14 protein-coding genes and 1 pseudogene are annotated in these 13,417 nt (G+C 60.7%); 6 read left to right on the plus strand and 9 right to left on the minus strand.

Features of this window, described 5'->3' with window-relative positions; translation table 11 throughout:
• Positions 1-137: 137 nt before the first annotated feature.
• The 8 genes from D3227_RS09290 to D3227_RS09325 form a co-directional block, all read right to left on the minus strand.
• Entirely contained in the window at positions 138-1,181 is a 1,044-nt protein-coding gene (locus tag D3227_RS09290; protein WP_120013806.1) for an NAD(P)-dependent alcohol dehydrogenase, read from the minus strand.
• A gap of 38 nt (positions 1,182-1,219) precedes the next feature.
• The gene (gene groEL, locus D3227_RS09295; RefSeq protein ID WP_120013807.1) at positions 1,220-2,851 is read right to left on the minus strand and encodes a molecular chaperone GroEL; all 1,632 of its coding nucleotides are present in this window, start codon (positions 2,849-2,851) and stop codon (positions 1,220-1,222) included.
• Between the two features lie 76 nt (positions 2,852-2,927).
• The gene (locus D3227_RS09300) at positions 2,928-3,725 is read right to left on the minus strand and encodes an iron-sulfur cluster assembly protein (protein ID WP_120013808.1); all 798 of its coding nucleotides are present in this window, start codon (positions 3,723-3,725) and stop codon (positions 2,928-2,930) included.
• A gap of 5 nt (positions 3,726-3,730) precedes the next feature.
• Positions 3,731-4,753 carry an amidohydrolase family protein gene (locus D3227_RS09305; RefSeq protein ID WP_120013843.1) on the minus strand — a complete coding sequence of 341 codons (1,023 nt, stop codon included), beginning with the start codon at positions 4,751-4,753 and terminating at the stop codon, positions 3,731-3,733.
• Between the two features lie 73 nt (positions 4,754-4,826).
• Positions 4,827-5,198, minus strand: a complete 372-nt coding sequence (locus D3227_RS09310) for an MmoB/DmpM family protein (RefSeq protein WP_095486293.1) — start codon at positions 5,196-5,198, stop codon at positions 4,827-4,829.
• A gap of 17 nt (positions 5,199-5,215) precedes the next feature.
• Entirely contained in the window at positions 5,216-6,274 is a 1,059-nt protein-coding gene (locus tag D3227_RS09315) for an aromatic/alkene monooxygenase hydroxylase subunit beta (RefSeq protein WP_120013809.1), read from the minus strand.
• 48 nt (positions 6,275-6,322) lie between these two features.
• Positions 6,323-7,384 carry an NADH:ubiquinone reductase (Na(+)-transporting) subunit F gene (locus D3227_RS09320; RefSeq protein ID WP_120013810.1) on the minus strand — a complete coding sequence of 354 codons (1,062 nt, stop codon included), beginning with the start codon at positions 7,382-7,384 and terminating at the stop codon, positions 6,323-6,325.
• Between the two features lie 53 nt (positions 7,385-7,437).
• A complete protein-coding gene (locus D3227_RS09325) occupies positions 7,438-9,111 on the minus strand; it encodes an aromatic/alkene/methane monooxygenase hydroxylase/oxygenase subunit alpha (protein WP_208646352.1) in 1,674 nt (557 codons plus the stop codon).
• Positions 9,112-9,673: 562 nt separating this feature from the next.
• On the opposite strand from D3227_RS09325, the gene D3227_RS09330 reads away from it, so the two are divergent.
• The 5 genes and pseudogenes from D3227_RS09330 to D3227_RS09350 form a co-directional block, all read left to right on the plus strand.
• Positions 9,674-10,150 carry a hypothetical protein gene (locus D3227_RS09330; RefSeq protein ID WP_120013811.1) on the plus strand — a complete coding sequence of 159 codons (477 nt, stop codon included), beginning with the start codon at positions 9,674-9,676 and terminating at the stop codon, positions 10,148-10,150.
• Positions 10,147-10,473, plus strand: coding sequence for a hypothetical protein (locus tag D3227_RS09335; protein WP_120013812.1), 327 nt, complete (start codon positions 10,147-10,149; stop codon positions 10,471-10,473). The genes D3227_RS09330 and D3227_RS09335 overlap by 4 nt, the downstream gene beginning before the upstream one ends.
• Positions 10,474-10,487: 14 nt before the next feature.
• A complete protein-coding gene (locus tag D3227_RS09340) occupies positions 10,488-11,615 on the plus strand; it encodes a WD40 repeat domain-containing protein (protein ID WP_120013813.1) in 1,128 nt (375 codons plus the stop codon).
• Positions 11,616-11,647: 32 nt separating this feature from the next.
• The gene (locus tag D3227_RS41535; RefSeq protein ID WP_167480654.1) at positions 11,648-11,821 is read left to right on the plus strand and encodes a hypothetical protein; all 174 of its coding nucleotides are present in this window, start codon (positions 11,648-11,650) and stop codon (positions 11,819-11,821) included.
• 116 nt (positions 11,822-11,937) lie between these two features.
• Positions 11,938-12,372 (plus strand): annotated as a pseudogene (locus D3227_RS09350) (DUF2083 domain-containing protein); the annotation flags it as partial.
• Between the two features lie 93 nt (positions 12,373-12,465).
• On the opposite strand, the gene D3227_RS09355 reads toward D3227_RS09350, so the two are convergent.
• Positions 12,466-12,930: an Lrp/AsnC family transcriptional regulator gene (locus D3227_RS09355; RefSeq protein WP_120013845.1), complete on the minus strand. Its 465-nt coding sequence runs from the start codon at positions 12,928-12,930 to the stop codon at positions 12,466-12,468.
• A 129-nt stretch (positions 12,931-13,059) separates the two neighbouring features.
• Between D3227_RS09355 and D3227_RS09360 the strand changes: the two genes are divergently transcribed.
• On the plus strand, positions 13,060-13,417 hold a 358-nt coding region (locus D3227_RS09360), incomplete at its 3' end, for a hypothetical protein (protein WP_245451708.1).

Below are 13,417 nucleotides of genomic sequence, written 5' to 3' on the forward strand. Positions count from 1 at the left end.
CGCAGCCGAAGAAGACCAACACCGAGGTTCCGATGAATTCACAGATATATTAGTTCATACCTCTCCGCTCCCTCTGGACGATGGTGGGGACCGGACGCCGCACCCGTCTGCGCTGCGCGAAGTCCGGTCCAAATATTTCAGGGCACGATGACGCCGCGGCCGGTGAACCGCCGGTTCTTGAAATCGTCGAGCGCGGTGTTGATGCTGGCGAGGTTGTATTCCGTGTAGTGCATCTTCACCTTGCCGTCGGCGTTGAGCTCCATCAGTTCGACAAGCTCGGTGAAATTGCCGACCAGGCTGCCGCCGATGTTGATCTCCTCGATGACCAGATGCGCGGTCGGCACGTTGACGGTGCCGCCATAGCCGACGACGAACAGTTGCCCGCCCTTGCGCACCATCTTCCAGCAGATATTCTCGACGCCGAGTTCGCCAACGAAATCGATGACCACATGCGCGCCGCCGCCAGTGATCTGGCTGACCTCCTCGACGACGTTCGGCCCGCCATCGAGGACGAAGTCGGCGCCAAGATCCTTGGCCAGCACGCGCGCCGCTGGCTCGCGATCGACGGCGATGATGCGGCAGCCCGAAATGGCGTGCAGCGATTGCAGCGCGATATGGCCGAGGCCACCAATGCCTAGCAGTACGCAGTAGCTCCCCGGCCGCAAGAGCTTCGCCGCCCGCTTGGCGGCGCGGTAGGCGGTGATCCCGGCATCGGCCAGCGGCGCCACCTCGATCGGCGTGACGTTGGCATTCAGCTTGATCAGCGAGCGCTCGCTGGTGATGAAATATTCGGCGAAGCCGCCATTCATGCCAAGGCCAGGGAACTGGCCATTGTCGCAATACATGTCCTCGCCATGCCGGCAGTTGAGGCAGATGCCGCACGAGCGAAACGGGTGACAGATCACGGCGTCGCCGCGCTTGACCGACCTGACGCCACTGCCGACCTCCTCGACCCAACCCGCATTCTCGTGACCCATGACGTAAGGCAGGAGCGTGCCTTCAGGGTCCATGGTCGGCTTCCAAACACCCTCGATGATGTGCAGGTCGGTGCGGCAGAGGCCGGCAGCACCTACCCGCACAATCACCTCGTCGGGGGCGGTGATCGTCGGCGCCGCGACCTCCTCAATCTTGAGCTGGACGTTCATGTGCGGGTCGTATTCGTAAAGTCTGGCAGCTTTCATCGTCGTGTCCTTTCAACGTCGGGATTGTTCGGATTGCTTCAGGCGCGGCCGAGTTTTTCGGAGCCGCCGCCGCGAGCCGGTCCCGCCGTCGGGTCCTCGTCTTCGGCGAGATGGCCGATCAGCGTTTCGGTGGTCAGGATCAGCGTCGCCACTGAAGCTGCGTTGGCGAGTGCTGTGTAGGTGACGCGGACCGGATCGATGATCCCTGCCTCGAACATGTTCTGGTAGCTGCCGGCGGAGGCGTTGTAGCCATAGCCGCCGTTGATGCGCGTGACTTCCGCCACGACTGCTTCGGGATCGGCGCCGGCATTGGCGGCGATGCGCCAGAGCGGCCGCGACAGCACCGACCGCACCAGGCGCACGCCTTCAGCGATATCGCCGTCAACGCCGGCCGCCACCTTGTCGAGCAGCGGCGCGATCTGGGCAAGCGCCGAGCCGCCGCCTGCGACCACGCCCTCTTCGGCTGCGGCGCGCACCGCATTCAGCGAATCCTCGATGAGCTGAATGGTTCGCTTCTGCTCGACCGGTGTGACACCGCCGGCATAGAGGATCGCGGTGCCGCCGGAGAGCTTGGCCAGGCGTTCGCGCAGCTTGTCCTGATCGATGTTCGGCGGCGAGGCTTCATACTGCCGCTGCACCTGGGCGCGGCGCGATGCGATTGCCGCATGGTCGCCGCCGCCGCGAATGATCGACGTGTAGGACGAACTGGTCTTCACCCGGTCAGCCGTTCCGAGATCGTCGGCGGTGATGTCCTCCAGCCGGCCGCCGAGGTCGCGCGCGATCACCTTGCCGCCGGTGATGATCGCCAGATCTTCCATCATCGCCTTGCGCCAATGGCCATATTCCGGCGGGTGGACCACGAGGTATTTTCCCGGCCCCTGCTTGCCGAGCAGCGTCACCACCACTTCCGGCGACATTTCCTCGGACACGATCAGCAGCGGCCGACCATCCTCGTCGGCAATGCGGCGCGCCGCATCCAACGCCTCGGGCTCCTTGATCTTGAGGTCGGTCATCAGGATGTAAGGCCGTTCGAGAACCGCCTCCATCTTCTCCTGATCGGTCACCATGTGGTGCGAGAGATAGCCGCGTTCGAAGGACATGCCCTCGACCACATCAAGTGTGGTCTCGGTGGTCACACTGAAATCGGTGGTGATGACGCCTTCGACCCCTACCCGCTGATGGGCTTCCGCCACCAGTGCGCCAAGCTTGGCATCGGTTGCCGCGATGTTGGCGACCGAAGCGAGAATGCCGTTGCCCTTTGCCGGCTTGGCCGAAGCCTTGAGTGCCGCCACCACCGCCGCCACGGCAAGGTCGATGCCCTTGCACAGATCGACGGATTTCACGCCGCGTTCATTCGCCTCCACACCACCCTGGATGAGCGCGTTGGCGAGCACGATGGCAGTCGTGGTGCCGTCGCCGGCGACCTCGTTGGTTTGCATCGACACTTCGCGGACGACTTGCGCGCCCATGTTTTCGAAGCGGTCGTGCAGCTCGATCTCGGAGGCGATGCTGACACCGTCGCGGGTCACCATCGGCGTGCCGATCGGCCGGTCGATCATGGCGTTCATGCCTTTGGGGCCGAGCGTCGGCTCGACGGCAGCGGCCAGCCGAAAGACGCCACGGGCGAGAGCACGGCGGGCCTCGGAATTGTGAAGCATTATTTTGGGCATGATTCCTCCTTCCGCCTTACGGGCGGGTTGTTGGTTAGGGGCCTCGTGCGAGGGAGGCCGTTGTGTCGGCTCTGCTTCAGGCGGTCGGCACGGCTCGTGCCGGCACGCGATCCATGATGAAATCGACCAGCGTCGGTTCGCCGTCGACCACATCCAGTTCCTTGTATCTGGTCTGCTTGAGCCCACGGCACAGCGCGCCGTTGAACTCCATATTGACGCGCACACCACGCAGGTCGGCGAGATGGGCACCGAGTGCGGCGGGCGGTATGCGTTGCCCTTCCCATGTCACGAAAACAGGATCATCCACCCGGCGGTCGGGAAAGCGTTCAAGCAGAGCCGCCCTGTACCTTGGCATCTGATTTGCCCCTTCGCCTGGTTCGAGCCGCGCGGCGTCGTATGCCGGCAGCTCCATGGCGAGGATTTCCCGATCGGTCAGACCGTGCTGCCGCAGGCCCCGCAAGACTGCCTCCTGGCGCCGCTTGAATGCCTTCATCCTGAAGGTTTCGCGCAAAGCGCCGAGATCCTGATCCTCGGCAAGGTCGGCGAATATATCGCTGAATGTCTTGCCGGCTTCCATGCCGCGATTGACCTCTTCCGCGAACATGTGGTCGTGCAGCTTGACGCGATATGCGGGCGACCATGATAACTGGTCGAGCGCCTTGCGGACGCCGTCCAGCATCAGGAACGCGAAGTTGGGCGAGCACCAGTAGGTCGGCAGGCGGAAGTCGATCTCCACGCTGCCGTCGCTCGTCATCGCGGCCCGCTCGACGAAGCCCATCTCGGTAATCGGCTCGTCGAGTTCCGGGTCGTTGACCTCACCAAGGCGCCGCCAGAGTTCCTTCTCGCGGCTGCCGGAAACGCTGGCGGTTGCCATGGCTCCTACTCCGCCGCGACGCTGAAGGGCGAACTGGCGAGCGCCTTCTTCTTGGCTTCGATGTCGATGTTGTAGAGACGCGCGGCGTTGAGGCCGAGGATCTTTTCCTTGATCTCGTCGGTCAGCTGCACACCACGTTCTGCGGCGATATCCTCGGGGATTTGATAGTCCCAGAATTTCTCGACAAGCCAGCGCGGCGTCCAGATCGCGTAGTCGGAACCGAACAGGATTTTCTCCGGCCCGATCCAGAACAGAAGTTCGGCGATGACCTCGCCGAAATAGCGCGGACGCGAGTGGATAAAGGGCAGCGCCACTGCCAGCCCGGCATAGACGTTGGTTTCCTGCGTCGCGATCCAGCAGAAATCGTCGAGGCGCGGCAGGCCGCAATGCTCGACAATCCAGTTGAGGTTCTGGAAATCGGTCGCCGCGTGGTCGACGTCATGCACGTCGAAGGCGTCCTTGCTGAGCGGGATGATGGTCGGACCCTTGTGGACGTGGATGTTCTTGATGCCGAGCTTGTCGCAGAGTTCGAAGCATTTGTAGGCATCGGGGTCAGTGAGCTTCCAGCCTTTGGAAGAGCCGTTCCATTCGGCCGTGTACATCTTCACGCCCTTGACGTCGTAGGTCTCCTTGAGGAAGTGGATGTACTCAAGCGCCTTCACACCATCGCGCGGATCGAAGGCGCCATTGACGATGAAACGCTCCGGATAACGCTTGGCCACTTCGGCGTTGCGCTCGATCGTGTTGAAGCCGTTCTTGTAGAAGTCCTTGAGATAGGTCGACTGGACGATCGCCACGTCATCGGGACCATCGATGAACAGGTCGCGATAGAGATCGTCAGCGCTGTATTTCTCGAACTTGCTCTTCTCCCACAGCTGGTCCTTGGGGCTCAGCCCCGTGTGATAGGCGTAGAAGCAATCGATGAACTGCTTGCCGTGGACATTTTTCTGGTTCTCCGGGCTGCCGTCCCAGAAATGGGTGTGGCCGTCGACCACGAAAATATCCTTGCCTTCCGGTGTCCTAAACATTCTTCCCTCCGCAAGATGCGTGTTGATCGGATCGGCGCGCCACAACCGGGCGGCGCGCCCTAATTTTTGTCGCCTATTCGATGTATTCGAACATCTCGTCCATGTTGCCGAACAGGATCACGGTGTTGTCGTCGATGCGCACCATCCGCCCGTAGTGGGTGGAGCTGTTGACCTCGAAGGTTTCAGCCGTCATCTCGCGGCCGAGATATTCGCTGATCTCGTCCATCTTGAAGATCAGCTTGCCTGTGCCATCGATGCGGATCATCGCCGGTTGGTAGGTGACGGTTACGTTCGGCTTCAGGCCCATGAATTCAGCGATGGCCCTGGCTTCCACGGAGTCGTTCATGGTGACGCCGCACTGATGCGAAATCGTCTGTTCGAAGGTGATGTCCTTCATCGACCTGAAGATGTTGGATTGCGATGCGTCGCGTGCTGCAGTTGACATGACGGTTTCTCCTTGTGTCAGCGCTTGAGGCCAAGTTCGCCGAGGATCTGCCCAATCCGTTCCTCGGATTTGGCACGGACATCCGCGAAAGCGACCGGCTTGGAATGCGGCATCGACCAGATCGGCTGCAGACCGGTGGCTGCCTTGTCGGCGAGCGCGCCGTGCTTCATGACCCAGCCCTGGAAGAGCTTCTTGTTGGCCGCGCCGTGTTTTTCGTCGTTGGCGAGCAAGTGCATGAGGTCGATCGTGTTGGCGAGGTTGCGCTCATAGTCGGCCTCGGCTGCCGAGATCACCGCAGGCGTGATGAAGTCATGGTTGGCGGCGGCGATCTGCATCAGGAAGCCTGAGCGGAACACTTCTCCAACCAGCGGTTCGAAGACGATGTTGATGGCGAAATACTGTTCGAGATAGTCGGTCGCGCCCATGACGGTTTCGACCGCTTCGCGGGTACCTTGCCAGTTCTTGTCCTCGAGCCATGACTTCTTGCCGAGTTCGTCGTCCCAGCCGGGCAAGTCCAGGCCGATCTCGGCAAGGTAGAGCGTGATGTCCTGCGCCAGCCGCAGCTTGTAGGACGAATTGGTCAGCGTCGCGTTGTTGATCATCTGGGTGTAGCCGTAACGCTGCGCCTGCATCAGCGAGGTGCCGAGGCCGAATTCGGCGTGTTTCCAGGCGCCGAGCTGCGTTTGCAGGATCTTGACCCAGGCCTTGTCGAAGGTCTTCGGCGCCCCCGACTTGCGGGCATTGTTGATGACGCTCTGCACCATCGTCTCGATTTTCGACTGGCGCTGGTAGTGCGTGCGTTCCCACTCCTGATCGGGGGCGCGGAAGGCATGCCAGTTGGAGCTCTGCGCGGCGGTGTTCTGCTTGACATAGGCGCCCTTGCCGTCGGCAAAGGAGATGATCCAGTCCTGGATCAGGTAACGCTCCGGGTCAGGCTGTACGTCGACCGTCATGTCTTCGTAGTGCGTGGCGCGCTGGCCCTTCGGGTCGAAATACCGGTACTTCCGGCTGTCGGAGTCGGCAAAGATCGCCGCGCCGGCGGCTCCGGATCCGACTGAACTCGAGATAGCTGGCATAGTCTTCACTCCCTTGTTGCAGTTGTGGTTGCAGTCGCGTTGCCGCCTTCAGTGGGTCGGCGTTGCACCTGCCGATGTGGTGAACTTGTCGAAGAAGATCCGCTCGGTCTCGAACCCATTCATGAACAGAACCGGCTGAAGCGCATCGATCATCGGTGGCGGGCCACAGGCATGGACATCGCCCTGCCCGTCGACCGCCAGTTGCTTGAGCTTGGCGTCGACACTCTGGTGTACGAAACCGCGTTCGCCTTCCCATTCGGCGTCATCAGCCGCGTGCGACAGCACGGGAATGAAAGTGACATCCGAATGCTGGCCGATCAGCTCGGCGATCCTGTCGAGATAGAACAGGTCATTGCGCGTCCTGGCACCGTAGAAGAAATAGACCGGACGTTTCTCGCCGCTCTTAAGATGGTCGTTGAGGATCGACCAGATCGGCGACATGCCGGAGCCGGCGCCGACCAGCACTAGGGGTCCTTGCCGTTCTTCCCGACGGAAACAGGTTCCGTAGGGTCCGACGACGGTGACTTCGGCTCCGACCTTGATTCCTCCGGAATCGAGTTCTCCGGAGAACTTTCCCTCAGGGTATTTTTTGATGATGAAGCAAAGTTTTTGGGTTTGGTCCGGCGTATTTGCCATGGAGAACGAGCGCGTAATCGTCTCCCCTTTTTCCGTGGTAACCGTGATGTCGACATATTGCCCCGCCCAGAACTTTATCGGCGAGCCGAGTTCGATCTCGATGCCGCGAATGTCGTGAGTCAGATGCTCGATCAGAGCAATCCGGCCCTTGAACGTCTTCACGGCGATCGCTTTCGCCAAAATCTCCTCGTCGTAGTTGAGAAGCTCGACTTCCAGATCGGAGTAGGCGATGCAGCGGCACAAAAGGATGTGGCCGCTCTCCTTCTCCATGTCGTTCAGCGCGAAGGTCGAGTATTTGAGCATGTCGACTTCGCCATCGAGCAACACGCTCTTGCAGGCCGAGCATTGCCCTTCCTTGCAGCCGTGCGGCAGCGCAATGCCCTGGCGGAAAGCGGCGTTGAGCACCGTTTCACCATGCTCGACGTCGAATTCGACGCCGACTGGGCTTAGCCTGACCGTGTGGGTTTCCGACATACGGACCTCCAGTAAAAGGAAGGGGGCGGGACGAACCCGCCCCCTTGGCCTAATCAGTTGCAGGGATTGATGGTGAAGCCCTTGGCGTAGTCCGCCAGGTGCTGCGCGCGTGCTTCCGGCGTCATGCCGCGAAGCGCTTTCAACGGCGATCCCAGCGTGTTGCCGCGCACGTCGTCCAACGTCCACATCTCCTTGTCGTCGAAGCGCATATGCGGCTGCGGTATGAGTGTCTTGCCATCGGAGCGGACGAAGTTCTGGTCCTTGATAGCGTCGGCCAGATCCCAGCCGTCATAGAGCGTCTCCCACTCGCGCTTGCCGCTGAAGCGGCCCATCGCGGGTGTCGGACGGCCCTCATACTCGTCGGCGAAGGCCACGGTCGCGGTCCACTTGTCGAGCTCGTGGGCGAAGGTGTGCAACTGGCCATCGATCTCGCCGACCACCATGTCTTCGCGGATCAGGCAGGGAACAAGGCAAGACCAGCAGCGGTGCGGATAGACGTAGCCCACGTCGCTATTGAAGAGGAGCACCTTCTCGCCCTTGTGGCTCAGCTTGGCGTACCATTTCCAGAACTCGCCGAACTCGCCGTACCAGCCCGGATACTTGTGCTCGAACCACTCGAAGTCTTTGTCGGTCTGGGCTTCGATGCGCCAGAAATTGACCGGCCAGCCGACTGCGAAAAACTGTCCGACCTTGTGGACATAGTTCTTCTTGGTGATGCGCTCCCAGGCCGCCTGGACGTCGTCGTGATGGACCTTGATGCCGTATTTCTCGAGCGGCAGCATGTAGGTGCGGTAGTAGTCCTCATAGATCCAGCGGTGCCACATTTCCGCGTAAGACTCCTTGTTCTTGTCGCGGTTGGTGGTGCCGTATTCGATGAAGGTGCCGATGGCCGCATCGACGATCGCGTGGTTCTGCCAGAAGGCGTAGCGCAGGTCGCGTTCCAGCAAGAGGTGGTTTTCCGGCTCCTTGAGCGCCGCCATCAGCAGCGAGTGGCCATTGCCGATATGCCGGCTCTCGTCCGATTGCACCGACAGGAAGACGGTGGGCAGGGCATAGTCGCCATTGCGGGCGGCTTCCGAAGGCATGGCGACGAACAGCGTGTTGGTGAAGGCGGTCTCGGCGACCACGGTCAGGTACATGCAGGCGGCGGTCATCGTGTCGCCGGTGATGAAGCCTTCCGCGAACTGGCGGCCGATGGTGGTGGCGTAGCATTTTCCGAAGGCTTCCTCGGTAATGTCGAAGCCGGCCGGATCGATGTAGTTCTCCATGTACCATTTCTTCAAATTCATCTGGATCGTCGAGTGACGGAACTCGTCGATCATCTGCATGGTGAAGCCGGTCCGGAGTTCCTCGCCGGGTGCGATACGGGCGACCATCGCCATCGAGCGGGCAGCGGAGATTTCCGGGAAGGGAATGATCGCCAGGAAGAGTTTCATCCACTCGACCCAGCGCGGTTCCACGTTGCGGAACATGTCGCCGCGCAGTGCCGCGTCCAGCGCACCGTAGACCCGGTTGTCCTTTTCTTCCTGCATCGGGAAGTAGGACCGCAGAACCTGCTTCATCGGGTCGCGCGGTGTCTTGTTGATCTTGTAGTCCGTCGGAAACGTCATCGCTTCCTGGACGTAGGAAGGATTCCAGCCGAGATCGGCAATCTTCTTGGTTGCCTCGCCCACGGAGATTCCGCGTTGCGAGGTAATCTTGTTGAGCGTCAGCGACGTCATGGTCATAAGCCTCCACCAGGTTTGAGCCGCAGGTCCCTTGACCCCGGCATGAAGCGGCGCACAGCACCGCCAGTGAGAATGCGAACGGCACTACAAAGGGTTGCGCATTCAGGCGCGACTCATGGTCCGGCCATTCAAGTGGATCGCGGCAAAGGTGTTGGAGGCGTCTGGCAGGGATCGCGGCGCCAACCGCATATGCGATGGGCGTATCGAAGCGGACGTGACCTGCTTCCTCCGTTCCTTCGTTCTTTTGGCACCGCATCAAAGCGCGATGGGCTTCTTGTGGAAACGTACAAAGCAAGCGCCGTGCCAATTTGGAAATAGCACCGACGATTGGGGCTCAAAACAAAATCACTGCTCTTTCGGCATATGAGCAGACGGCCAACTGTAACGTTCTTTTACATTTGTAACGTACGCTTGTAATATTTAGCATCTATTCGCAATCGCAATATTTCTAGTTAGCAATTGCGGCAAATATGAAAACAAAAATATCATCTATTCAATTCGTCGTCTTTCTCTACTATTTTAAGGCGCGACCCATGGACGGGCCTCGCGCTGGAGAGAGACTATGCCGAGCGACAGAGACAGCCGGGGGCCGCCCGAACTCATGTCCAGCCAGGCCGACGGCGTCACCGGCGATCTTGTCAGGCTGATGCCCCGCGATCTGGTCTTTGTCATGCGCTTCATGGGCGAGAGCCAATACCGCCTGCAGAGCCATTTCCAGGACTTCATCCGGGCCGAACTTGCCGCCGGCGGCGTCACCACGGAAACGCATCCGATGATCCATCTGTTCATCGAAAACCACGCGATCCTGTTGCGGGACTTCGTGTTTTCCGGCGTTTCGCTGTCACGCCAGTTCCGCGTCGACGAGATCGAGCGCCTCACCGGCGATACGACATCGATGATCCGCGTCGACATCTGGGATCAGCTCAAGAGCCACATCGAAACGGCTGAAAAACAGTTCCATTCGCAGGCCGGCACCTTGCCCAAATTGCTGTCGGCTTTCGAAAAACCACCCGGACAGATGTCTGGGAGCGAAAAATGACGGAGGATCCGATGGGGCAGACTAGCAAGCGTGACGCGTTGCTCGCCCGCCGGCTCGATCTTGTCGCCAACGTCTCCGCGCTCACTGCCGAGGCGATGCGGCTCAATCAGAAACGCGCCGGCATCGAGATGGATGTGCTGCGCCTGGAACTCGAAATCGGCAGGAGCGGCGCCAGCGCGCAACTGGTGCGGGATTTGCATGAGGCGGAGGAGAGAGCCGCCGCAATCATGCACGCATGCGCGGCGTGCGAGGACAGCATCGTCGCCGCGGAAGGCGACGTCGAGGACGTCGACCGCAGCCTCGCGGCGACGGATGGAAACTGACGAAGGGAACCGCCATGAACCAGCACGCGATACAGAACCTGACCTTGTTCGACCTGCTGGCGCGAAGCTGGCGTCGCCCGTCGGCGGTCGCCGAGCTGCGCTTCAGCGCCGATGGCTCGACTGTCGCCTTCGCCTGCTTGGATGGAACGGTCGCCATAGCCGCAGTCGCAGACCAGGAACCGCCAGAGTCGCGGATCAGGGTGAGCGGCGATCTCGGCCAGACGACGATCCGCCCAAGGGAAAAATTGCCGGCGCCATTGATAGCCACCGCTGCGATGGGAGATGGCAACGTTCCGCTCGCCAGCTACCTTCGGTCCAGTTTCCTCGTCGGAACGGCAGCCGGCAAAGCGGTGCATCTGAGCGCGGACGGCAATGTGCTGGAGACGCTGGTCAAGATCGACGGATCGATCGTCGCTATCGACCATAGCGATCGAGCGGCGCTGACAGCCGTTAGCAATGGGCAGGATATCTTCCTATCGCGCGGCGGAGGCGACGCAGCGAGGCTGCGACACGGCGCGACATCGTCCGCGGACGCGATTGCCTTCTCGTCGGACGGACGGCACCTCGCTTGCGGCTTCGACCATGGACTGTCGATCTGGGCGCTGGAAGGCGGCGCCGCCCCGATGCGCAACATTTCCCTTTCGGCGCGTCCGGTGTCTATGCGCTGGAGTGACGACGGCACCTGGCTGGCCTGCGGGCTCGAAACCGGAGGCTTTGCCCTGGTCAGCATGACCGATGGCCGAACTGACATCGTCGCGGGATTTCCGTTGCCGGTCCGGACAGTGTGCTGGAGCCTGCCGGAAAATGCACTGTTTGCATCGGGCGCCTTCCGGATCGCCGGCTGGTCGATGACCGCGCCGCCACGTGACGGCGAAACCTCTGGCGCGCTGGAGACTGGTCGCGCCGGGCTGGTTCCGGTCGAGACAGTGGCTGCGCACCCGGAGAAAAAACTGATTGCCGCCGGCTATGCCAACGGTCGGATCACCATCGCCCAGATCGGCGCGCGGGACGAACTCCTCGTCAGACCCCTGGGCAGCGCGGTGACCGCGCTTGCCTGGTCCGGCGACGGACTGCACCTGGCGGTGGGCACCGTCGACGGCACCGCCGCGATCGTCACCTTTCCCGCGCAGATGTTCAAATAGCAAAGGCAGGCCGCATGCAACAGGAGCACAAAATGCAATCCGAACCCAACCCCGAGGACGAGAGCAAGGACGAATTTTTCGACCGGCTCGCCAAACTGTCGGAAGAAATGGTGGCCAAGCACGGCAAGGATTTCAGTATGGGCGCGTTGGTGCTTGCCGCCCGCTGGATTGCCGAAAACCGCGTCGGCCAGTTGAAGACCAACTAGGCTCACGACCGACGAATTGCGCTCACAAACCATGCTCCGAAGGAGCTTCAAGCGGCGCTATGGCTTGCGGTCGTCTTGATCGCGGGACTTGCTGACTCCCAACTCGCCATGGTCGCGATCGCGCCGGAGACATCGCCAAAGCGTCATAGCGCTGCGATACTGCAAATCGCTCGCCTCGGGGCAGCATGTCCGCTCTGGAATGTACATTAGGCGTTTGAAGCGCCGGACCGTATCATCCGCCAACTGGCTGAGACGGCCCGACGGCGCGCGCTACCTCAGCATAGCCACCGAAATTTGCCAAAGGCAGCGGTGGATTCAACGCTCCGCACCGACGGTCCGCCATCGTTCTGGGCCGCGAGGTAGCGTATGCGCAAGACTTCGTCCATGCTGACGGTTTCGACCTGAACAATCGGTTGGCATTCGACCCGATCGGAATTTCATGGCGCATCTGCGTGCGCGCAAGCTGTCCGCAACGGGCCGTGCCTCCCCTGAAGAGCAGGCTGACCGTCGATCATCAGCGGCGGGCATTCCTACCTTGCCAAATCTCCTGATTTGATCTCTCTGGCGGAACTGCACCAACGTGCCTCACACTCCATCGGACAGTCCGACCGGACCGTGGTCGTCGACTGCGACACCTCTGATTCCTACTCTAAGGGCAACACTTCGGAGCGCTTGACCTGGTCAAGGGCGAAGCTGGTTTCGATCGAGGCGACGCCATCCAAACGCGTGAGTTTATCCTTAATGAACCGCTCGTACGCTTCGAGGTCGCGCACAACGATGCGCATCAGATAGTCGCGCTGCCCAGTCATGAGGTAGCAGTCTACGACCTCCGGCCAGCGCGCCACGGCGAGCGCGAAGCGGTCAAGATCTTCTTCGCGCTGCCGCTCGAGTTTGATCGAAGCGAAGGCGCTGATCGGCAGGCCGACCTTCTTTTGGTCTATCACCGCGGTGTAACCTTTGATCACGCCAGAATCCTCCAGCAAGCGCACACGCCGGGCGCAAGGGGACGGCGACAAACCGACGCGATCAGACAGCTCGTTGGCTGTGATCTTGCCGTTACCTTGGATCGCCGCGATGATTTTCCTGTCGATATCGTCCAACCCGCGCATTAGCTGATTTTCTTTCATCGGAAGCGTAAAGTTGGTGAAAACAGCTAAATGATCACCAGCCTAAAGGCAAGTTTGGTTACATTTCGCGCCTGAAGAGGCCTAGTCTCTACCCTCTCGAGGGGCCTGATCATGACAACGCAACGACTTTCCATCCTTTCCCAACTTGAGCGTAAAGTGCTGTGGCTCGCAATCTGGACAATCCACAATGCCAACCACCTGCGGGACAATGGCGACGGGCTGAAGGTGGGGGGCCACCAAGCGTCTTCAGCTTCGCTGAACACGATCCTGACTGCGCTCTATTTCGCCATTCTGCGGCCTGAGGACAGAGTTGCGGTGAAGCCGCATGCCAGCCCGATCTACTCATCTGGAACTGAAGTTCGTTACATTGTATGCTACGTCGCTTCTGGAGAGGAGCGCATTATGGCGAACGCGAATGGCCGCCCAACCGCGCCGTTGGTTCTGAGCGCAGACGAGCAGGATTATCTCG

This window comes from Mesorhizobium waimense, from assembly GCF_003601975.1.
Taxonomy (GTDB): domain Bacteria; phylum Pseudomonadota; class Alphaproteobacteria; order Rhizobiales; family Rhizobiaceae; genus Mesorhizobium; species Mesorhizobium waimense.